Origin of the sequence: Parageobacillus toebii NBRC 107807, from assembly GCF_003688615.2 — a bacterium.
Classification (GTDB): domain Bacteria; phylum Bacillota; class Bacilli; order Bacillales; family Anoxybacillaceae; genus Parageobacillus_B; species Parageobacillus_B toebii.
On the sequence record NZ_CP049703.1, the window covers coordinates 1696436 to 1717278 of the forward strand.

The 20843-nt window shown below is 41.8% G+C and carries 21 protein-coding genes and 1 riboswitch; of the genes, 10 read left to right on the forward strand and 11 right to left on the reverse strand.

The genetic code is table 11. The annotated features are described in order from the left end of the window. Positions 1-11 precede the first annotated feature (11 nt). Both DER53_RS08770 and DER53_RS08775 read right to left on the reverse strand, forming a co-directional pair. Entirely contained in the window at positions 12-1553 is a 1542-nt protein-coding gene (locus tag DER53_RS08770; RefSeq protein WP_012749506.1) for a solute symporter family protein, read from the reverse strand. Next, entirely contained in the window at positions 1553-1894 is a 342-nt protein-coding gene (locus DER53_RS08775; RefSeq protein WP_012749507.1) for a DUF485 domain-containing protein, read from the reverse strand. Before DER53_RS08775 ends, DER53_RS08770 begins: the two co-directional genes overlap by 1 nt. Before the next feature lie 299 nt (positions 1895-2193). Here DER53_RS08775 and bcaP point away from each other — a divergent pair, with 299 nt between their 5' ends. The 3 genes from bcaP to DER53_RS08790 all read left to right on the forward strand — a co-directional run bounded on the left by bcaP (position 2194) and on the right by DER53_RS08790 (position 5785). Beyond that, complete coding sequence (bcaP, locus tag DER53_RS08780; RefSeq protein WP_062753689.1) at positions 2194-3624, forward strand: branched-chain amino acid transporter BcaP; 1431 nt, start codon at positions 2194-2196, stop codon at positions 3622-3624. Between the two features lie 161 nt (positions 3625-3785). Then, on the forward strand, positions 3786-4532 hold the full coding sequence (sigI, locus tag DER53_RS08785) for an RNA polymerase sigma factor SigI (protein WP_233131633.1): 747 nt from the start codon (positions 3786-3788) through the stop codon (positions 4530-4532). Next, on the forward strand, positions 4529-5785 hold the full coding sequence (locus DER53_RS08790) for an anti-sigma-I factor RsgI family protein (protein WP_062753688.1): 1257 nt from the start codon (positions 4529-4531) through the stop codon (positions 5783-5785). The genes sigI and DER53_RS08790 overlap by 4 nt, the downstream gene beginning before the upstream one ends. Before the next feature lie 37 nt (positions 5786-5822). On the opposite strand, the gene DER53_RS08795 is transcribed toward DER53_RS08790, so the two are convergent. Next, a complete protein-coding gene (locus tag DER53_RS08795; RefSeq protein ID WP_012749511.1) occupies positions 5823-6032 on the reverse strand; it encodes an alpha/beta-type small acid-soluble spore protein in 210 nt (69 codons plus the stop codon). A gap of 274 nt (positions 6033-6306) precedes the next feature. Here DER53_RS08795 and DER53_RS08800 point away from each other — a divergent pair, with 274 nt between their 5' ends. Next, on the forward strand, positions 6307-6585 hold the full coding sequence (locus tag DER53_RS08800; RefSeq protein ID WP_062753686.1) for an MFS transporter: 279 nt from the start codon (positions 6307-6309) through the stop codon (positions 6583-6585). Positions 6586-6676: 91 nt separating this feature from the next. Here DER53_RS08800 and DER53_RS08805 read toward each other — a convergent pair whose 3' ends face one another. Continuing rightward, entirely contained in the window at positions 6677-7021 is a 345-nt protein-coding gene (locus DER53_RS08805) for a DUF3905 domain-containing protein (RefSeq protein WP_012749512.1), read from the reverse strand. 104 nt (positions 7022-7125) lie between these two features. Here DER53_RS08805 and DER53_RS08810 point away from each other — a divergent pair, with 104 nt between their 5' ends. From DER53_RS08810 to DER53_RS08820, 3 genes are read left to right on the forward strand one after another with little or no spacing between them, the layout of a single operon-like run. Continuing rightward, the gene (locus DER53_RS08810) at positions 7126-7266 is read left to right on the forward strand and encodes a hypothetical protein (RefSeq protein ID WP_167317820.1); all 141 of its coding nucleotides are present in this window, start codon (positions 7126-7128) and stop codon (positions 7264-7266) included. Beyond that, positions 7266-7427 carry a hypothetical protein gene (locus DER53_RS08815; protein ID WP_167317821.1) on the forward strand — a complete coding sequence of 54 codons (162 nt, stop codon included), beginning with the start codon at positions 7266-7268 and terminating at the stop codon, positions 7425-7427. Before DER53_RS08810 ends, DER53_RS08815 begins: the two co-directional genes overlap by 1 nt. After that, positions 7424-7570 (forward strand): hypothetical protein, encoded by a 147-nt coding sequence (locus tag DER53_RS08820; protein ID WP_012749515.1) that lies wholly within the window; start codon positions 7424-7426, stop codon positions 7568-7570. The genes DER53_RS08815 and DER53_RS08820 overlap by 4 nt, the downstream gene beginning before the upstream one ends. A 9-nt stretch (positions 7571-7579) precedes the next feature. On the opposite strand, the gene DER53_RS08825 is transcribed toward DER53_RS08820, so the two are convergent. Beyond that, positions 7580-9352: a B12-binding domain-containing radical SAM protein gene (locus DER53_RS08825; protein WP_062753684.1), complete on the reverse strand. Its 1773-nt coding sequence runs from the start codon at positions 9350-9352 to the stop codon at positions 7580-7582. A gap of 197 nt (positions 9353-9549) precedes the next feature. Between DER53_RS08825 and DER53_RS08830 the strand changes: the two genes are divergently transcribed. Further along, positions 9550-11784, forward strand: coding sequence for a PAS domain S-box protein (locus DER53_RS08830; protein WP_062753682.1), 2235 nt, complete (start codon positions 9550-9552; stop codon positions 11782-11784). Continuing rightward, positions 11759-12256 (forward strand): methylated-DNA--[protein]-cysteine S-methyltransferase, encoded by a 498-nt coding sequence (locus DER53_RS08835; protein WP_062753680.1) that lies wholly within the window; start codon positions 11759-11761, stop codon positions 12254-12256. Before DER53_RS08830 ends, DER53_RS08835 begins: the two co-directional genes overlap by 26 nt. Positions 12257-12433: 177 nt before the next feature. On the opposite strand, the gene DER53_RS08840 is transcribed toward DER53_RS08835, so the two are convergent. The 6 genes from DER53_RS08840 to DER53_RS08865 all read right to left on the reverse strand — a co-directional run bounded on the left by DER53_RS08840 (position 12434) and on the right by DER53_RS08865 (position 19514). Next, positions 12434-13444 (reverse strand): ABC transporter permease, encoded by a 1011-nt coding sequence (locus DER53_RS08840; protein ID WP_062677650.1) that lies wholly within the window; start codon positions 13442-13444, stop codon positions 12434-12436. Then, positions 13389-14936 (reverse strand): sugar ABC transporter ATP-binding protein, encoded by a 1548-nt coding sequence (locus DER53_RS08845; protein WP_012749520.1) that lies wholly within the window; start codon positions 14934-14936, stop codon positions 13389-13391. The genes DER53_RS08840 and DER53_RS08845 overlap by 56 nt, the downstream gene beginning before the upstream one ends. Then, positions 14933-16078, reverse strand: coding sequence for a sugar ABC transporter substrate-binding protein (locus tag DER53_RS08850; RefSeq protein WP_062753678.1), 1146 nt, complete (start codon positions 16076-16078; stop codon positions 14933-14935). Before DER53_RS08850 ends, DER53_RS08845 begins: the two co-directional genes overlap by 4 nt. Further along, on the reverse strand, positions 16065-17135 hold the full coding sequence (gene mtnA, locus DER53_RS08855; RefSeq protein ID WP_062753676.1) for an S-methyl-5-thioribose-1-phosphate isomerase: 1071 nt from the start codon (positions 17133-17135) through the stop codon (positions 16065-16067). Before mtnA ends, DER53_RS08850 begins: the two co-directional genes overlap by 14 nt. A 22-nt stretch (positions 17136-17157) precedes the next feature. Further along, on the reverse strand, positions 17158-18360 hold the full coding sequence (gene mtnK / locus DER53_RS08860) for an S-methyl-5-thioribose kinase (protein WP_062753674.1): 1203 nt from the start codon (positions 18358-18360) through the stop codon (positions 17158-17160). A gap of 80 nt (positions 18361-18440) precedes the next feature. Beyond that, positions 18441-18604, reverse strand: a riboswitch (SAM riboswitch). A 94-nt stretch (positions 18605-18698) separates the two neighbouring features. After that, positions 18699-19514 carry a carbon-nitrogen family hydrolase gene (locus tag DER53_RS08865; RefSeq protein ID WP_012749524.1) on the reverse strand — a complete coding sequence of 272 codons (816 nt, stop codon included), beginning with the start codon at positions 19512-19514 and terminating at the stop codon, positions 18699-18701. A gap of 100 nt (positions 19515-19614) precedes the next feature. Between DER53_RS08865 and DER53_RS08870 the strand changes: the two genes are divergently transcribed. Next, positions 19615-20787 (forward strand): pyridoxal phosphate-dependent aminotransferase, encoded by a 1173-nt coding sequence (locus DER53_RS08870; protein ID WP_062753672.1) that lies wholly within the window; start codon positions 19615-19617, stop codon positions 20785-20787. Positions 20788-20843: the final 56 nt, after the last annotated feature.

Consider the following 20843-nt stretch of genomic DNA (forward strand, 5'->3'; position numbering starts at 1 on the left):
GGTTCATTGCGTTAGTTTGCTAATTCTTTTATTCCTGTATTCGCTTTCACAAGAATTTCATCAAATTTCTTGCTGTCGGCGTTTTTCGAGGAAAGAAGTGTGCCAACAATCGATGCGATGAATCCTAATGGTATTGAAACGATACCAGGGTTTGCAAGTTTAAAGAGCGGTTCACCGACAAGAATAGCAGCTCCCGGTTCCGGTGACCAAACGTTTGGGCTAAAGAAGACGAGCAACAACGCACTGAATAATCCAACAAGCATTCCTGCAATAGCTCCTGTTGTATTAAAACGACGCCAGAAAATCGTTAATACGATAATCGGCAAGTTGGCGCTCGCGGCAACAGCGAATGCCAATGAGACAAGGAAAGCGACATTCATTTTTTGAGCGAATAACGCTAAAAGAATGGATAAAACGGATACACCAACAGACGCCCAGCGCGCCGCAACCATCTGTTCTTTTTCCGTTGCTTCACCGCGGCGAAGAATATGGCTATAAAAGTCATGAGCAAATGCCGACGCGGCTGATAGGACAAGTCCAGCAACGACAGCTAAAATAGTGGCAAATGCGACTGCCGATACAAACGCGAATAGGAAATCACCGCCGAGCACTTCGGCTAATAATGGAGCTGCCATGTTTCCAGCAGGGTTTGCGGCGACAATTTTGTCATAACCAACGAAGGCCGCGGCCCCAAATCCTAAGAAAATCGTTAATACGTAAAAGATTCCGATAATCCATGTGGCATAGACGACCGATTTGCGAGCAGTTGGTGCATCTTTTACTGTGAAGAAGCGGATTAAAATGTGTGGAAGCCCTGCTGTTCCTAGGATGAGTGCTAAATTTAATGAGATTGTATCAAGCGGATCTTTAAATTTATTGCCAGGGTTGAGGAATGCTTCGCCCAGTGGTGTGGCTGTTTTTACTTCGTTAAACATTTTTATGAGGTTGAAATCAAATTTCGCAAAGACAATGATCGAAATGATAAACGTACCAACCATTAGCAAGACTGCTTTCACGATTTGCACCCAGCTCGTCGCCGTCATGCCGCCAAAAACGACGTAAACCGTCATGAGTACGCCAACAATGAGGACAGAGTAAACGTAATCAATCCCTAATAATAGCTTAATGAGACCGCCAGCTCCAACAAGCTGAGCAATCATGTAAAAAATGGAGATGGAAATCGTATTCAGCGCGGCAACACCGCGCACTTTTTTGTCATCAAACCTTGCTGCAATCATGTCAGCCATCGTATATTTTCCAAGGTTGCGCAGCGGTTCGGCGACAATATAAAGAACGACTAAATAGGCAACAAGGAAGCCAATACTATAGAAAAAGCCGTCAAATCCAAATAATGCAATCATTCCTGCAATTCCTAGGAATGAGGCAGCAGACATATAGTCGCCGGCAATGGCCAAACCGTTTTGCCAGCCTGTTAAGCTGCTGTCTGCTGTGTAAAACTCGCTCGTTGTTCTTGTTCTTTTTGAAGCGAAGTAAGTGATGACCAGCGTCAGAGCCACAATGATTAAAAAGAGGAAAAAGGCTAAGCCATGCATTACAAGTTTCCTCCTTCTTTCGCTTCTTGTTTCATTTGCTCGACGATTTCATCAAATTTTGCTGCGCGCTTAGAGTAAAGCATGCATAATGCCCATGTCATAATAAATTGCGCAAATGCAAACACCCATGCCCAGCTAATTGGGCCGATCGCAGAAGAATTTAACACGTTAGAATAAGACGTTAAAACCGGAAGGGCAAAGTAAAACACGAAGAAGAATAGCGTTGCTGGCAAAATAAAGTTTTTCTTTGCGCGCATGAGATGTTGAAAAGATGAAGATTGAGCAATTTGGCTATAATCAATTGCCGAGCGGTTTTCGAAAGAACGCTCTTGCACAGCCATGAAAATCCCCCCTTAATTTTTATTTGATAATAAATTGAAACAATGCGCCTCCTTTCGTTGTTCATAAAATTGTCACAATTTTATTATATAGTTATCTGAAAAATTTGTAAATTATAAATTTTGTATATCTTTGGATTATGGATGCGAAAAAATTTATAACTTTAACGCTTAAAATGGCAAAATTTTTTTGCTGTTTTTGTTATTTTCTAACTTTACAAAAATTATTGAATAGCGTAAAATCCTTATTGTATTGTACTCTTCAACAAATTTCTACAAAAAGCGACAAGGAGAGACATCTTATGAATTTGTTTCGAAAAAAATCGATCCAGATGCTTTTACACGAAGCTGACCGAAAAGGCGCCTCTTTAAAAAAAGATTTAGGAGCATTTGATTTAACGATGCTCGGCATTGGTGCTATTATTGGTACAGGAATTTTTGTATTAACGGGAGTTGCCGCTGCCGAACACGCCGGTCCTGCACTTGTACTTTCCTTTATTCTTTCTGGTCTTGCCTGCGTTTTTGCCGCGCTTTGTTACGCGGAATTCGCTTCAACAGTGCCGGTGTCTGGCAGCGCTTACACATATAGTTATGCGACGTTTGGGGAATTAATCGCTTGGATTTTAGGATGGGATTTAATCTTAGAATATGGTGTGGCATCTTCAGCAGTGGCGGTTGGATGGTCTGGTTACTTCCAAGGACTGCTTTCCGGATTTGGCATTGAGCTTCCAAAAGCATTGACAAACGCATATGATCCGGCAAAGGGAACATTTATCGATTTACCGGCAATTTGTATTATTCTTTTCATTATATTTTTGTTGAATCTTGGAGTAAAAAAATCTGCCCGTTTTAATGCGATTATGGTTGTGATTAAAGTCGCTGTCGTATTATTGTTCCTCGCTGTCGGTGTATGGTATGTAAAACCGGAAAACTGGTCGCCATTTATGCCGTTTGGATTTTCCGGAGTAGCAACTGGCGCTGCAACTGTCTTTTTTGCATATATCGGCTTTGACGCGGTTTCGACCGCGGCGGAAGAAGTGCGCAATCCGCAGCGAAACATGCCGATAGGAATTATTGCGTCTTTATTTATTTGTACTTTGTTATATATTGCTGTTTCCCTTGTACTGACAGGAATTGTTCCGTATGATCAATTAAATGTAAAAAATCCTGTTGCTTTTGCGTTAAGCTATATCAACCAAGATTGGGTTGCCGGTTTTATTTCGTTAGGAGCGATTGCTGGGATTACGACGGTGCTGCTTGTTATGCTATATGGACAAACTCGTCTATTTTACGCAATTAGCCGTGACGGTTTGCTTCCGAAAGTATTCTCGAGAGTGAATCCAGTTCGGCAGGTGCCATATGTGAACACTTGGCTTACAGGAATCATTGTTTCGGTATTTGCGGGAGTGATACCTTTAAATAAGCTTGCAGAATTGACAAATATCGGCACATTGTTTGCGTTCATTACCGTTTCCGTCGGCGTACTTGTTTTACGGAAAACGCAGCCGCATTTAAAACGCGCCTTTCGGGTTCCGTTCGTTCCAGTTATTCCATTATTGGCCGTTGCGTTTTGCGGGTATTTAGTTCTTCAGCTTCCTCCAATGACGTGGATTGGTTTCGTATCATGGCTTGCAATCGGCCTTGTCATTTACTTCTTATATGGACGCAAACATAGCACGCTGAATAATGTAGAAGAAGCAACAGAGGAAAAAATCAGGATAATAAATGGCTAAGAGGGACCTTTGCCCTAAGGGCAAAGGTCTTTTTTTCTTATTAATAAAGGAGTCTTAATAAGGAAAATGTAACAAATTTCCGATTGAATGACGATCAAAATTACGCTAACATGTACGAATGATATCCTTAGGGAGGCTAGTTCGTCTCTTTAACAAATGGGGTGGAATCCATGTTTAGCATATTATTTTCATTAAAGAAGGAGAGAACGATTGAGCAAACAGTTCATGAAATTCAACAAGGAAATAAAGTATTGCATAATCAATTAATTCAACAATATAAACCTTTTATTGCCAAGACGGTTTCAAATGTGTGCAAACGATTTATTCACGAAGGGGATGACGAACTAAGCATCGGTTTAATCGCATTTAATGAAGCCATTGAAAAATACGCACCTCATAAAGGAGGTTCGTTTATTTCTTTTGCCGAACTGCTTATTAAAAGGCGCTTAATCGATTACATTCGCAAAGAAGCAAAAGAGAAGAACATTATTTTACATACAAATGAAGATGAGGAAAATTCAGCCCAAACATACTTGGATACGAAATTATCCATGGATGAATTTTACAAGCAAGTGGAGCAAGAACATCGTCGCGAAGAAATTATTCATTATCAACAAGTGTTAAAGGAATTTGGGATTCATTTTCATGACCTTATCGAACAGTCGCCAAAACATAAAGATGCGCGAATAAATGCGATTAATGTCGCTAAATTGTTAGTTGAAGATGAGGAAATGCTCGAATGGCTTTTTCGAAAAAAGCAATTACCGATTAAACAACTGCAAAATATTGCCGAAGTAAGCCGAAAAACGATAGAGAGAAATAGAAAATATATTATTGCGGTGGCGATTATTTTAGCTGGGGATTATGTTTATTTAAAGGATTATATAAAAGGGGTGCTTCCATCGTGAAAAAAGGGATCGTATTAGAATTAGACGAAGAGTTTGTCACATTATTAACGACTGAGGGGGAATTTATTCAAGTAAAAAAAGATGGAGATTATGAAATAGGAGAAGAGATTGAAGCGCAGGTGATAAAAAGGCCCATTGTTCGTCGTCGTTCATTTCGATATGTCATAACAAGCTTGGTGGCGGCGGTGGTACTTTTAGTTACAACATTATTTCATTTTCCTTCTAATGAAGTGTACGCTTACATGTCGATTGATATTAATCCAAGCATCGAAGTTGGAGTGGATGAGCAGCTAAAAGTGTTAAAATTAAAGGCTTACAACGAGGAAGGAAAAAGGATTGTTTCACAGCTTTCTCATTGGAAGAAAAAAGAGTTTGTTGATATTACCATGGAAATTATTGAATTAAGTATGCAAAAAGGATATTTGCAAGAAGGGGGTCAAGTATTGATTACAGCGGTGGAGAGAAAACACCGTGCTGCATCTTCACGGGAGCTTTCTACAGAATTAAAGAAAATCCAACATTCGTATCAGCAGAAAAACATTATCGTAAAGACAGAAGAAAGCACGATGGAAGTACGAAATAAAGCGGTAAAAAAGGGAGTGACAACGGGAAAACTGCTGCAAATTGAACAAAAAATGAAGACGGTTTCACCAGAGTCGACAAAAGCGAAAAAACTAGAAAAACCGTTGGAACAAAATGATGGAGAGAATGAATATCCGATGGACAATCATTCATTAAACAAAAAAGATGAGAAGAATCAGAAAAAAAATAAAGATAACGGTAATCAAAAGGGGGAACATCGGAGGAACAACCATTCATTAAACGAAAAAGATGAGAAGAATCGAGGGAACAACCATTCATTGCAAAAGAAAGATAAACAGAAACGGGAAGAAAATAATAGTAATGAAAAGAAATATCCATTCGAGGAAAAAGATGAACAAAAAAAAAGTAACGATAAGGAACAGGGTGAAAATGGCAAAAATCATAAATCATCCGCAAAAAATAATAAATATCATAACAGCGATCGATCGGATGATCGCCACCTGAAACATTATCCAAAAAAGAGCGATAGCCAGAACCAGCATCACCGCAATCATTCATCCTCATATGATCATCATTGGAAACATCATCAAAAAAACAATAAACAGGACGAGCATCATTGGAAACGAGACTATGACAAGAACTTCGAAAAATCATTCGAACGTGGTCAACATGAAAAGGAAAATATACATAAAAATGAGAAAAACGATTAATAAAGCCGAGTCCATTCACTCGGCTTTAATCGCCATTTTATTCGGTTTTTTGGAAAGCAGATCCGGAAAGTTGGCTTTGTGCTTGTGCGACTAACCGTTTTGTAATTTCGCCACCGACAGAGCCATTTGCGCGAGAAACCGTATTTGCTCCTAATTGTACGCCAAATTCTTGGGCAATTTCATATTTTATTTGATCTAACGCTTGTTCAATTCCAGGAACAAGCAATTTATTGCTTGATCTTGCCATTGTTTTCAGCCTCCTCATGTTTAAAATGTGTTGCATGTTTAGTATATGGAATTAGAATAGTTGTATAATGGGAATTAAAGGTTTTTAAGGGTAGGTTTGGTATAAATTTGTGATGAGAAAGTTGTGTGGAGTAAATGATTATTATTATAGGAAATGGAAGAATATGTATCTTGTCTTATTGTAGGCAAGATTTTTTGCACTGTATGCTTCATGAAAAAACGGAAATGATAAACATAAACGTGTAACATAAATAAAGGCAGGTATGAATGATGGAATGGATAGAGCAAATGCCGAAACAGGCAAGGACATCGGCGGGAAAAGGGGGATGATTGCATCGCTTGCTTCTATTTCGCTAGTGATGTCGCTTGGAAATTCGATGTTAATACCGGTGTTGCCGATCATCGAAAAGCAATTAAAACGAGTTTACTCATTACGATGTATTCGGTTGTGGCAATTATTTTTTATTCCAATCGCTGGATATATGAGTGATCGGATGGGGAGAAAAAAAGTGATTATTCCAAGTTTATTGCTGGCGGCTATTGGAGGAGCATAAAACCGTAAAGCAAGCATAGGAAAAGGGATATCACAATAGTGAGGATATCCCTTTTTGCTTTTTGAAAATAATTTTGTTTCGAAATGATAGGCTAATCTTGCCCATAACTTGTATCAATGCTTGGGTGCATAAACGGAACCCTTTGGGACCGCCGTTTTGCTTCGAGAAGCTCGCGATTTTCTTCTGTATTCCAGCCGATGTCGTTTGTCGGGTGCACCCATTCATCGCCTGCCATAATGCTTGGATCGATCTCATCACTCCAGTGATTCAGCGGTGAATTTGGCGAGTTATATTTGCTGTCGCCGATTACGACACCATATTTATTGACAAATGGAGGCTGTGTTTTTATGCCAGTTCCCTTAAATGATGGAGCATGGATTTGATGAGGCATTGTCTCATCAAGAATTGGCGATTCGACTTTTTTATCTTGATCCATGTGGATATCACCTCAATTATAGTGTGAGCAAAAATATATATGGTTATGAATAAACCGTACAGTGTTTAAGGGAAAATAAGAAAAATGGCAAAGGGTGATGCCCGTTGAAAAACAGTTCATTTCCAGTTGCTGACCTGAAAGAGCAGACGTTAAAAAAAGTGCAAGAGCTGGAAAAACGGTTGCGTGAAGAAACAGGAGAAGAAATCATCTTAATCGCTTATAAACATGAGAGGGGGAGTAAGTAATGAAGCGAAAAGTGAAGTTTAATGCAGCGAAAAACAATAACAAAACGCCGACAGAAAGCTTACCGGATACAGAATTTGCAGCGCAGTATGCGAGAGAAGAAGACATGAGCCGCGGAGCGAACCGCAATTCGAAAAAAGCGCGCCAAGGAGATGGACAATGAAGATGAGAGAAGAAAAACGAGAACGCCAACATAACGAAGCACGCGAGGAAATGGCGTTTGAATTTGGTGATTTTAACGCCCATCAGCCGCTTCAGCTAATGGAAGAGAGAAAACAACAGAAAAAAGCGAAAAAGAAAAAGTAGGGATAAACCCTACTTTTTTATTGCGGCATTTGAAAAGGAAGATAGCGGGGCGGAAAAAATTTTCGTTTGCAATTGGACGGGATCAAAATAAGCAATCATCACCGTTGGGGTCAGACGTATTTCCTTTGTTTTCAGATAATGGCCGATGTCAAATTCGATTATTTCCATGACCGTATGTTTAAATAATTTTTTTTCATTCAATTCCAGTGAGACGAATTCGTTCCCTAATTGTTCCGGATGTTCGAGTAGCTGGCGATAAAGCGAGGAACGCAGCGATTTGTCCGTTTTTTCTTCCCACCATGGTTTGCGCGGCTTATGTTTTTGATTGCGTAAATAGTCATATTTCATTAACGCTTCAATGATTGGAAGTTCATCCAGTTTTTTTGTCTGCAAAAATTCATGTAGACGGCGGAATAAGTCTTCAAGCTGATGCCCGATTTTCGCCCAGCCGCGTTCGTCCCAGTATGTGCCAAATTCTTGGAAGAAATCAAATGGCGATGGGAATACGTTTGTTACTAAATATTCGATCGTTTCATCCATCCGATGCGCATTCCAATATTTTTCTAACACATCTTCTACTTGTTTAATGCGGATGATGTCATCAAAAGAAAGCACATTATTTTGCAATACTTCATATGGTGCGTGATCCATAAATACGTAGCCGTAGTCTTTTGCGCGCAGGCGAAGGCCGGTGCCGCGAAGCATTTTTAAAAAGCCTAGCTGCAATTCTTCCGGACGGAGTGCGAAAACGTCGTTAAACGTTTTTCGGAATGATGTATAGTCCTCTTCCGGAAGTCCGGCAATTAAATCGAGATGTTGAGCAATTTTTCCGCCTTCTTTCACCATCATCACAGTGCGGGTTAATTTTTCAAAATTTTGTTTGCGCATGACAAGCCGGTTTACTTCATCATTTGTCGATTGTACACCGATTTCAAAGCGGAACAGTCCTGGTGGTGCTTCTTTGTTTAAAAACTCGATGACTTCCGGACGCATAATGTCTGCCGTAATTTCAAATTGAAATACGGTTCCCGGAACGTGTTCATCAATAAGAAATTGAAACATATCCATCGCATAGCTTCGGCTGATGTTAAACGTACGGTCGACGAATTTAATCGTGCGCGCTCCATGCTTCATTAAATAGCGGATATCTTCTTTAATTTTTTCCCGGTCGAAATAGCGGACTCCGACTTCGATCGATGATAAGCAAAACTGGCAGCTGAACGGGCAGCCGCGGCTCGTTTCGATATACGTAATGCGTTTCGGTAAATGTGGAATATCTTCTGGAAAACGAAATGGTGATGGCATATCGGCTAAGCGAATTTTATTTCGCTGCGGATTAATAAAGATGTCCCCATGATGGCGAAACGCGAGCCCGTGGACGTTGTGGAAGTTGCGATCTCCATGCATCTCCATCAAAAATTGTTTAAACGTTTCTTCCCCTTCACCGATGACAATAAAATCAAACTCCGGCACGGTTTCCATCCATTCGCGCACGTCATAGGACACTTCTGGACCGCCAATGACAATGGTGATATCAGGAGCGATCTTTTTTAACATTTTTACGACTTTAATGGTTTCTTCGATATTCCAAATATAGCAGCTAAATCCGATAATATCTGGTTTTCTTCGATAAAGGTCGGTCACGATGTTCATCGCCGGATCTTTAATCGTATATTCGACAAGCTTTATATCAAACTCTGGCTGGGCGTATGCCTTTAAGTAGCGAATCGCTAAATTCGTATGAATATATTTCGAGTTTAATGTCGTACAAATAATATTCATCGAAATAAACCCCTTTACGAGAGCATTGTAAAACAACATTTCAATATAACATATTTTAGACAAAAGAAAAAGAAGAAAAACTTGTCGAACATTGAAAAAATTTATTTTCATGGAATTTTTCGAATAAACAGAAGGAGTAAATTTTTCGGCAGAGAATATATAATAATTTGATATGGTTTGGAGAAGGAGGGATAAACATGAATAATAGCCTTTCTCCCCGTGAAGAACAAAGCTTGATAGTGGATGTAAAGTCATTAGAAGAAGAAAATAGACGGTTAAAAGAACGGTTAAATGGCTATTCAATTATTTTTGAGCGATCTTTGGATGCGATTGTCATTTTTAATAAAAATGGCGAATTTGTGGATGTGAATGAAGCGGCATGTCAACTATTCGAAATGGAGAAATATGAATTGATTGGAAAAAAGATGACGATGTTTCTTGACTTAGTCCCTCCGGATATTTTAATGTTTCAGCAATCAATGTTACATAAATTTGGCTCATTTAGCGATGAGCTGCTCATAAAGCTAAGGAACGGAAAAGTGAAACATATTGAGTTTTCAATGAAAAAAGACGCGTTTAACGAATTTGATTTAGTAATTATGCGTGATATTTCCGCTCACAAAGCACTTGAGAGAGAGCGGATTATTCATGAGTTTCTATTTAAAGATGTGTTTAACCGCGCGGTAGATAGCATTGTGATTTTCGATGAATTTGGCCGTTTTATTGATGTGAATCCTGCTTTTTGCATGAGTTTAAACTTAGAAAAAGAGAAGCTGTTAAAATTATCGTTTCAGCAGTTTATCTCTAAAGAATGTGCCGATGATTTTGTGCGCCTTCTTGCTGAATTAAAAGAAAAAGGAACGGCAAAAGGAGAATTGTCGCTCGTCCGTTTTGACGGTACGGTAAAAATGTTTGAACTTACAACGACATCAAACGTATATAGCGGTTTTTACATGGCGATTATGCGAGATGTCACTGAGAGGAAAAATATGGAAATAAAATTGCAAAAAAGTGAAGAAAGATTTCGTGCCATTTTTGAACAAGCTCATGAGGCGATTTTGATTTGGGATGACCAGGGGCATATTTTGAACGCAAATCATGCCGCAAGCCGGACGTTTGAGCTGCCGCTGAATTTACTTGTTCGGAAAAATTTGCTTGATTTCCTTGACCACGATGATGAAAAAGTACAGCGTGTATTTGCGGAGTTCCGCATAAAAGGAGAAATCCGCGACGAATTAACATTCCATATGCCAAATGGACAAGATAAACAACTTGAGTTTACGATGAAGCAAGGAGCGATTGATGGCTATCATTTGACTATTTTCCGCAACGTTACAGAACGGAGAAAAATGGAAAGGGAACTGCGCGAGAGTGAACAAAAATTCCGCAGCATTTTTGACCATTCTATGAACGGAATATTATTATGGGGAGAAGGTTATCACATTTTAGATGTGAATCCGATCGCTTGTGAAATTTTTCAAGCAACGAAAGAACAATTGCTTCATCGGCCGATTACAGCGTTTATCCCGGAAAAAGCACGGAAACATTTCTATAAATTGGCTCAACAATGTGATCGTTTGGGAGAAGCGTATGCGGAGATGGATTTTTCAAATGGCGGGAAACAAAAAATTGTAGAGTTTTCACTAAAGAAGGAAATCATCCCAGGTGTAGGAATGATTATGCTGCGTGACATTACTGAAAGAAAAGAAATGGAGTTGCAGCTAAGAAAATCTGATACCCTTAATGTTGTAGGGGAACTTGCCGCGGGCATTGCTCATGAGATCCGCAACCCGATGACGGCGCTAAAAGGATTTATCCAATTATTACAAGGAAGTATTAAAGAGGACTATTCCATGTACTTTAATGTTATTATGTCTGAACTGAAGCGAATCGAATCGATCATTACCGAATTTCTTGTCCTTGCTAAACCGCAGGCGATTCAATATCAACAAAATGATGTATGCAAAATCATGCAAGATACGATCGATTTAATTAGCGCCCAAGCAACGATGCATAACGTGCAAATTGTCGCTGATTTCGCGCCGCATATCCCATTCATTTATTGCGAACCGAACCAATTGAAGCAAGTGTTTATTAATATATTAAAAAATGCGATTGAAGTGATGCCAAAAGGCGGAGAGGTTACTGTTCGAATTAATCGGCTTGATGATAGTCATATCCGCATTTCCATTACAGATCAAGGTTGCGGTATTCCGCAAGATAAAATCAAAAAGCTTGGCCAACCGTTTTATACGACGAAAGAACGCGGTACTGGACTTGGATTGATGGTTAGTTATAAAATTATTGAAGAACATCAAGGAAAAATTGATGTGGAAAGTGAAGTTGACGTTGGTACGACGTTTCATATCACACTTCCGATTGAACGAGTGGAGAAAGAGGATGAACATGAAACTGGAATACAGCATATATAAGTCAGATCTGCTTGGCTGTATTTACGTTATATCCGACGGCGAGGCGATTGTAAGTGTTGAACTTTTTGAGGAAGATTGGCAGCAGCTCCGTCAACAATATGAAATGATAAAAAGCAATTCTCCTTTATTAGAAAACGCTGTACAACAGCTTGACGAATATTTTCATGGCAAACGGAAAGCATTTCACTTGCCTTTAAAATGGAAAGGGACGGAATTTCAGGAACAAGTATGGCAGGCGCTTTGTGAAATTCCGTACGGAACGACGGTCAGCTACAGTGATATTGCTGAAAAAATCGGCCGCCCGAAAGCGGTGCGGGCGGTTGGACAGGCAAATCGAGCAAATGAGCTGGCTATTTTCGTTCCGTGCCATCGAGTGGTTGGAAAAAATGGTTCGCTTACGGGATATGCTGGCAACCGGACAAATGTAAAAGAACGATTATTACAGTTGGAAAGACGGTATCGGACGATATAAAAAAACTAGAAGCAGCACTTGCTTCTAGTTTTTTTACGGCCTGCGTGATGTAACAAATTAGATGTAGTACACTTTGTTTTTTGCAATTGGGCCGGCTTTTAATCATTGCCATCTTTTTTTCGCTCGTCAACTGTCGGCAATGATAGCTTTGTTTATGATTAAGAAGGGGAAACGCTCCTATTTTTTTTGCATGTGCGATAACGCAAGTGCCCCGACTAAAATAGCCCCTTTAATGATATCCTGAGCGTAATACGGAACGTTCATCATCGTTAGTCCATTGAGCAGAACCCCCATTAAAATCGAGCCAAACAGCGTGCCGATGACGTTCGGTTTTCCCGCGCCAAACACGGAAAAGCCGATATAAGCGGCAGCTACTCCATCCATTAAAAAGGAGGCTCCTGCTGATACTTGTCCTGTTCCGATGCGGGAAGCGAGGACAATCCCGCCGAGCGCGGCAAAAAATCCGCTGATCACGTAAGCGTAAGTGCGGTAGCGATTGACAGGGATTCCCGAAAGCCGTGCTGCTTCCCGATTTTCTCCCGTCATATAAAACAATCTTCCTGGTTTGGTATATGTTAAAAATAGATGAGCAGCAATGACGACCACTAGCATTAATAAAACAGAAAACGGAATGCCGAATACTTCCCCTTGACCGATAAATAAAAAGGAAGGAATGAATTTGCCCGGCGCCGTTCCTCCGTCTGGAAGCGGCATGTCGTTGTAAATGGAAAATCCTTTCGTGTACGTCAGCTGCACGCCGTTAATCGCATACATTGTCGCCAATGTAGCCAGTAAATCCGGCAATTTTAATTTCACAATTAATAACGAGTTTAATAAGCCGACGGCGACTCCCAGTAAAAGCGGAACAAGCAACGTCACTAGAATTTCCTGGCGGTATAATACGAGTGCCGCGGCGCTTGCGATCGTCGCTAGGCTGACGGTCGAACCAACAGATAAATCAAATCCATCCACAATCAGAGAAAAGGTGATGCCAATAGCGACGAGTGTGACGATGGAAATAGACCGTAAAATATCGCTGAAATTTTCATACGTAAAAAACCGATCAAGAGTAATGCCAAAATAAGCAATGACAACGAGAATGGCAAGCAGTGTTCCATGTTTATATAAAAATTCAAGAAGAGATGGCGCTTGCTTTTTCTTGGCGATCGAAACGGCCGGCTGTGCCATCCAAATCACCTCCGCTGCAGTAATAAATCAATTGTTCATAGGTGATATCACGCGCGGAAACACGTTTAACAAGCTGTCCGTCTACCATGATATAAATCGTATCAGCGATATCGAGCAGTTCTTGAAATTCACTCGTTAAATATAAAATCGCTTTTCCTTCATCGGCGAGGGAGCGGATGATCGAAAATACCTCTTGTTTCGCGTTGACATCAATACCTTTTGTCGGTTCATCAAAAATGAATACATCAGCGTTTGTCTTTAACCATTTGCCAATGACGACTTTTTGTTGATTGCCGCCGCTTAGCTGTTTGACAACCGCTTGCGGAAAAGGCGGATGAATTCGTAATACATCCACTAAATGTTGAGCAACTTGTGTTTCTTTCTTTTGCAACACCCATTGCCACTTTGTTAATGATGATAATAGCCGAACCGTAAGATTCGTACGGACTGTTTCATCTAAGAAAAGCCCTTGTTTTCTCCGCTCTTCCGGAATAAGGCAGATTCCAGCCGCAATCGCTTCTTTTGGCGAGGAGAACGTATAACGCTTTCCATCGATCCACCATTCTCCCGTCGCTTTTGTATGGGCGATTAGACTTTCGGCGAGTTCGGTTTTCCCGGCTCCAGCAAGTCCGGCAATGCCGACGATTTCCCCTTTATGAATTTCCAAATCGACGGTTGTGCCTGTTTTCGCGATGCGCAGCTGTTCCACTTTGAAAAGAATGTCATCACTGTATGTGCGTGCTTCTTTTTGCACGGTTGTATAAACGCGTCCAACCATATGTTGAATCATTTCTTCTAGTGAAAGGGTGGAAACATCGCCATGGTGGACGACGTTTCCGTCACGCAAGATGGTGACGCGGTCGCAAATCTCTTTTACCTCTTTCAATTTGTGAGAAATATAAATGAATGAAACTCCCTGTGCTTTTAAATCGTTGATAATTGTAAACAGCCGCTTCGTCTCTGTTTCACTGAGCGCGGCGGTCGGCTCATCTAAAATAATGTATCGGGCCGATGAGGAGAGCACTTTTGCTAAAACGATGAGCTGTTTTTCATGCAAGGTGCATTCGCGAATAAGCTTGTTTGGCGAAATCGACAGACCAACTTGGCGCAAAAGCTTTGCGGCCCGATGTTTTTGCTGTTTCCATGAAAGAAGAGGCTTTTGTTTTGTATCAACGATGTCGCTAGCAGCAATATTTTCATAGACGGTCAGCGATGGAAACAGGGCGGTATCGACCTCTTGAACAACTAATCCAATGCCTGCTTTTTTCGCATCAGCAGGAGAAGAAAATCGGCGCTCTTCTCCATCTATTGTTATCGTGCCTTTGTCTGGAAAAAGGGCGCCGGCGAGAATTTTCATCAATGTGCTTTTCCCAGCTCCGTTCATCCCTAAAAGGGCGTGAACTTCTCCTTTTTGTACATGGAGATTCACGCCGTTTAATACGTTTACCGTGCCAAACGATTTATAAATATTGTTCATATAAAGACCGTTCATTTGTTTTTCACCTGTGCTTCCAATGTTTTCATCCAAGGGGAAATGGCAACATTTGATTGCCCCCAGCCGGAAATGTATTCATGAAGCTCATTCATCGAAACTTGTTGGTTAGGCAAATCGGATCGTTTGACTAAATGCGGTTCTAGTGAATAAATGTTTGGCGTTTTCTCGCCAGCAATTTTTTGATACGCAAAGCGAACTTGAACGCGACCGACTTCGGCTGGATCCGTTGCTGTTGTAGCGACCCAAGGGCTGTTTGGCTTTTGCATCATTTGCAAATCTTCATCGCTTAAATCGATGCCATATACTTTAATTTCATTGCGTCCTGCTTGCTCGATCGCACGCGTTGCGCCTTTGGCAAATTCATCCCAAGTCGCAAACACTGCGTCAATATCGCCTTTATTCGGATATTTTTTCAAAATCGCTTCCATTTGCGTTTGTGTGTCTAAAGCGGTATTGGCGCTGGCCGTACCGAATTTCGCCACTTCTTTGATGTTCGGATAGCGTTTTTTAAACGCATCGTAAATCACATGACGACGTTCCATCGGTGTAAATCCGCCAACCCAAATGGTGACGATGTTTCCTTCGCCGTTTAAGTCTTCGGCCAATGTTTTTAACGTTTTCCATGCAAGGCTGTAGTCATCTTGGTCAATCACTGTTACGCCTGGGATGTTTAAATCGTTATCGAATGCGACAACAGGAATGCCTTTTTCGACTGCTTTTTTCACCGGACCTTCCAACGCATCAGCGCGTCCGTGATCTAATAGAATCGCATCGACGTTTTGCGTAATGGCTGTTTCGACATAGGAAGCCATTTTCGTTAAGTCGTTATCCGCATTGTAAATTTGCACTTCGCCGCCAAATTTTTGCACTTGTTCTTTTACGCCAGCGATATACTGAGAAGAAAACGTGCCGATCGACATTTGCATAATGGCGGCAATTTTTATTGGTTTTTTTAATTCTTCAGGGATATCTGCTTGTTCGGTTGTTGCAGCTGTTGTTTCGCTTGCTTCTTCGGCCGTGCTGTTTTCTTGTTTGGCCGGTTTCGAACTGACGGCGTCTTGTTCATTCATGCAGCCGCTAAGGATGACGATAATGGAAAAAAGAAATGCGACTAAATAGTTAAGTCTAAATTGTTTCATGGCGAGCCTCCTTTGCAAACAGTGCTGGCAGTTCAGTTTCATAATTGCCGCGGACGATCCCTTTTTCGGTAATAATGGCCGTGATAAGGTCGTGCGGTGTTACATCGAACGCTGGATTATAAACGTTTACTCCTTCTGGAGCGATTCGCGTTCCGGCGATATGCGTCACTTCCTCTGGATTGCGTTCTTCAATCGGAATTTCTTCCCCTGTTTTGGTTGCTAAATCAATGGTCGATAATGGCGCGGCGACATAAAATGGAATGCCAAACGCTTTAGCGAGCAGCGCCAGTCCAAAGGTGCCGATTTTGTTGGCAGTGTCACCGTTGGCGGCAATTCGGTCGGCGCCGACAATGACAGCGGTAATGTTTTTCGCCTTGATCGTCTGCGCCGCCATATTGTCGGTAATAAGAGTGACGTCTACACCCGCTTGCATCAATTCCCACGTCGTCAATCTTGCTCCTTGCAGGACCGGACGAGTTTCCGACGCGTAAACATGAAGATTCATCCCTTTTTCTTTCGCTAAATAAAACGGAGCAAGCGCCGTGCCATAGCGGGCGGTTGCGATCGAACCAGCATTGCAAATGGTTAAAACGCGGTCGCCGTTTTGAAATAAGGAAAGCGCATGCTCTCCGATGCGGCGGCATACATCTTCATCTTCAATTTGAATGCGAATCGCTTCATGGATGAGCGTCGTTTTTGCTTCGTTAACAGAGGAAACGTGGGCGATGCTGGAAACAAGCCGGTCTAATGCCCAAAACAAGTTCACTGCAGTTGGCCGAGAGCTTGCTAAGTAGTCGCGGTCCTTTCGCACGTGCTCTTTAAATTTTTCCAGTGATTCTGTTTCATATTGCTGTGCAGAAAGAGCGAGGCCGTAAGCAGCCGTAATGCCGATCGCCGGTGCGCCGCGTACTTTTAACGTGACGATTGCGTCCCGTACATCTTCAATATCTTTTAATTCCAAATATTCCGTCACTAATGGTAGCTTTTGTTGATTTAAAATTGTAATATGAGTGTCGTTCCATTCCACAGAGCGCGGGATTGCGAATGGTTCTGCCATTATGGTTCTTCCTTTCATTGTGTTAATTCGTTGCTGCAAGCACTGTTTGTGCGAAAAGGGAACGGATTTCTTTAGTGCTAGATAATGTTTCACGTTGCAAAATGAGGCTTCTGCCAAGACGAAGGGCATAACGTTTTGCTTGTAAGCGTTCCTCTTTATCCTCAATGCCATCAAGGTCAGCGACATGTGCTAATCCAATCGTGCGGCGGATGACTTCACATCCGGCAAAGCCGATCGCGTCAATAAACGTGTGATGCAGCACGTCTTCTAACAATCCTTCTGTTTTTGCATATGGTTCTACATTGTGAGTGCGCCAAAGATCAGAAAAGATTGTCGCGAATACATCCCAAGTTTTGTCGATATGAGCAAATAACGGTTCTTGTTGTTGTTCTGGGCGGGACAACGCATTTAACAGCAAGTTTGCGAAAAATTGGCCGATGTCAAAACCGAACGGGCCATAAAACGCAAACTCTGGATCAATGATTTTCGTTTCTTCATCGCTGGCGAAAATGCTTCCAGTATGCAAATCACCGTGGATGAGCGCATCTCCTTCGGTTAAAAACTTGCGCTTTAATTTGGCGACTTCTAAGCGGAGCTTGTCATCGTTCCAAAGCGCTTCTACATCATCGCGAAGCTCGTCTTCAAAGTTGTTCGTTTCATGATTAAAGAACGGATCGGTAAATACAAGGTCTTCGGTGATTTTGCATAATTCCGGATTAACAAAACTTTGCGCCAGTTGTTTTTTTTCTTGTTGATTCATGCCAAAGTCGGAAGTGTAAAACGATGTCTTTGCGATAAATTCGCCAATATGCTGCGATAAAAGTGGATATGTTTTTCCTTCAATCAACCCTTTGCGGGCGATTTGCAAGTGAGATAAATCTTCCATAACGGTAATTGCCAAAGATTCATCGGAATAGTATACTTTTGGCACGTATTGCGGAACATAGCTTGCGAATGTGCGCAGCGCATTGCTTTCAATAACAGCGCGTTTTAATGTGAGCGGCCAGCTTTCACCGACTACTTTTGCGTACGGGAGCGCTTGTTTTACGATAATTCCTTTCTTTGTTTGCTGATCGACAACGCGGAAAACAAGATTTAAGTTGCCGTCGCCAATTTCGCGGCAGGCAAGCGGTGTTCCTTCCGGAAAAAGACCGAGACGGACCGTCAAAGAGATTGCGCCTTGTTCCGTTAATGGTTCATAAACCGTTGGATGAGAAACTGGCATAATGTAAAACTCCTCCTTCATGTAAATTAAAAAGCCTCTTTCTGCATAGAAAGAGGCTTGAAGATTCCATATCTTCGCGCCTCTTATCTTTCAGAAAGAACGAGTCTTTCTGTTGGACTTAGCACCGTGCCCTGCGGAAGTAGAGAACTTCCGGCGCCAAAAAGTGCGCCCTATCTCACGATAGTATTACGGTCGGTTGCTGGGCTTCATTGGGCCAATTCCCTCAGCCAACTCTTGATAAGAGTATGTCAGCATATTCAATTTTTTAATTTTCGCTATGTTGGCAATTTTGAAGTTTTATGCTTGATACGAATCATACATGGTCACGAAATGATTTGTCAACTCTTTTTTAAAAAATTTTTTTCTGCAGCGATGTAGTCGTTAGCTCTGCGGTCCGCAAAAATCGGGATTTGTTTTCGCACTTCTCTTACTTTTTGAAGATCGATTTGTGCCATTAACGTACAAGGTTCTTCATTTGCTTCTGCAATGATTTCTCCCCATGGGTCAACCACCAGCGAATGACCGGCAAAGACATTGTTTGGATCGCTTCCAGCGCGATTGCACGCGATGACGTAGCATTGATTTTCAATCGCGCGCGCCGCAAGCAGTGTACGCCAATGCGAAAGGCGAGGAAGCGGCCACTCGGCGACGACAAATAACACTTCCGCCCCTTGGACCATATGGACGCGAATCCATTCTGGGAAGCGGATGTCATAACAAATGACGCCTGCACATCGAGTGTTTTCTAATGTGAACAATCCCATTTCTTCCCCTGGCTGTAAGTAAAGATGTTCATCCATCAGCTGGAACAAATGGAGTTTGCTATATTCGCCAACGATGATGCCGTTTCGGTCGGCGATGTACATCGTATTGGTGACGCCGCGATCTGTTTTTCTGGCAATTGATCCAGCGACAATATTGACATGATGCGACTTGGCAAGTTTTTGAATGAACGCTTTTGTACGCATACCGCCCTCATCGGCAATCTCATCGAGTCTGGTTAAGTCATAGCCAGTCGTCCATAGTTCAGGAAGGACGATAATATCTGGGTGATTTTTTGAAATTTTTTCTATCTCTCTTTCAACGCGCCGTTCGTTTTCATTAGGATTGCCAAAAGCGATATCTAGCTGAAGACATGCGATTTTTATCGTCATGAACATTCACCTCGAAAAAATTTTACTTTACATTTTGATTTTTACGATATATGATTTTTCACTAGAATTTCAAGAAAATTTTTGAGAAGGTGTTAACGCGATGAAACAATTTCCACTATCTGAGTTATTGCAGAGCCTTCCAAAACAGTTTTTTGCTTCGCTTGTCGATAAAGTCGCAAAAAAAATGGCGGAGGGGCATGACATCATCAATTTAGGGCAAGGAAATCCCGACCAGCCGACTCCACCGCATATCGTGGAGGCGATGCAAAAAGCGGTGGCGAACCCAAAATATCACAAATACTCGCCATTTCAAGGGTATTCCTTTTTGAAACGCGCCGTTGCTAAGTTTTATGAGCGCGAATACGGCGTTGCCATTGATCCGGAAAAAGAAGTGGCGGTTTTGTTTGGCGGGAAAGCGGGTCTTGTGGAGATCCCGCAATGTTTAGCCAATCCAGGCGATATTGTGCTCGTGCCTGACCCGGGATATCCGGATTATTGGTCGGGGATTGCGCTGGCGCGCGCGGAAATGGTGATGATGCCATTGCGTGCGGAAAATCAGTTTTTGCCTGATTATGATGAAATTCCTGCAAATATTGCGGAAAAAGCAAAAATCATGTTTTTAAACTATCCGAATAATCCAACCGGGGCGATCGCTTCTAAGGAGTTTTTTGAAGAAACGGTGTCGTTTGCCGCAAAACACGGAATTTGTGTCGTTCATGATTTTGCTTACGGTGCGATTGGCTTTGACGGAAAAAAACCGGTCAGCTTTCTTCAAGCAGAGGGGGCAAAAGAAATTGGCGTTGAAATTTATACATTCTCCAAAACATATAATATGGCGGGCTGGCGCGTGGCGTTTGCCGTTGGAAATGAGAGCGTGATTGCGGCGATTAACTTGCTGCAAGACCATTTATATGTGAGTTTGTTTGGCGCCATTCAAGAAGCGGCGGCAACCGCATTGCTTTCTTCGCAGCGCTGCGTGGAAGAGCTTGTCGCACTGTATGAATCGCGGCGCAATACGCTTATTGACGCGTTGCGGCAAATTGGCTGGGATGTCGACGCCCCAAAAGGTTCATTTTTTGCGTGGCTTCCGGTGCCGAACGGATGGACATCGGAACGTTTTTCCGATTATTTGCTGGAAAAAGCGCATGTCGTTGTCGCGCCGGGAATTGGATTTGGCAAGCATGGAGAAGGATATGTGCGAGTTGGGTTATTAACAAGCGAATCCCGCCTGCAAGAAGCGGCGGAACGGATTGCGAAGCTTGGTCTTTTCTAAAATGGGTTAAAAAATGATTGACAGAGCGAAAAAATACTGTCATAATTCAAATTAAA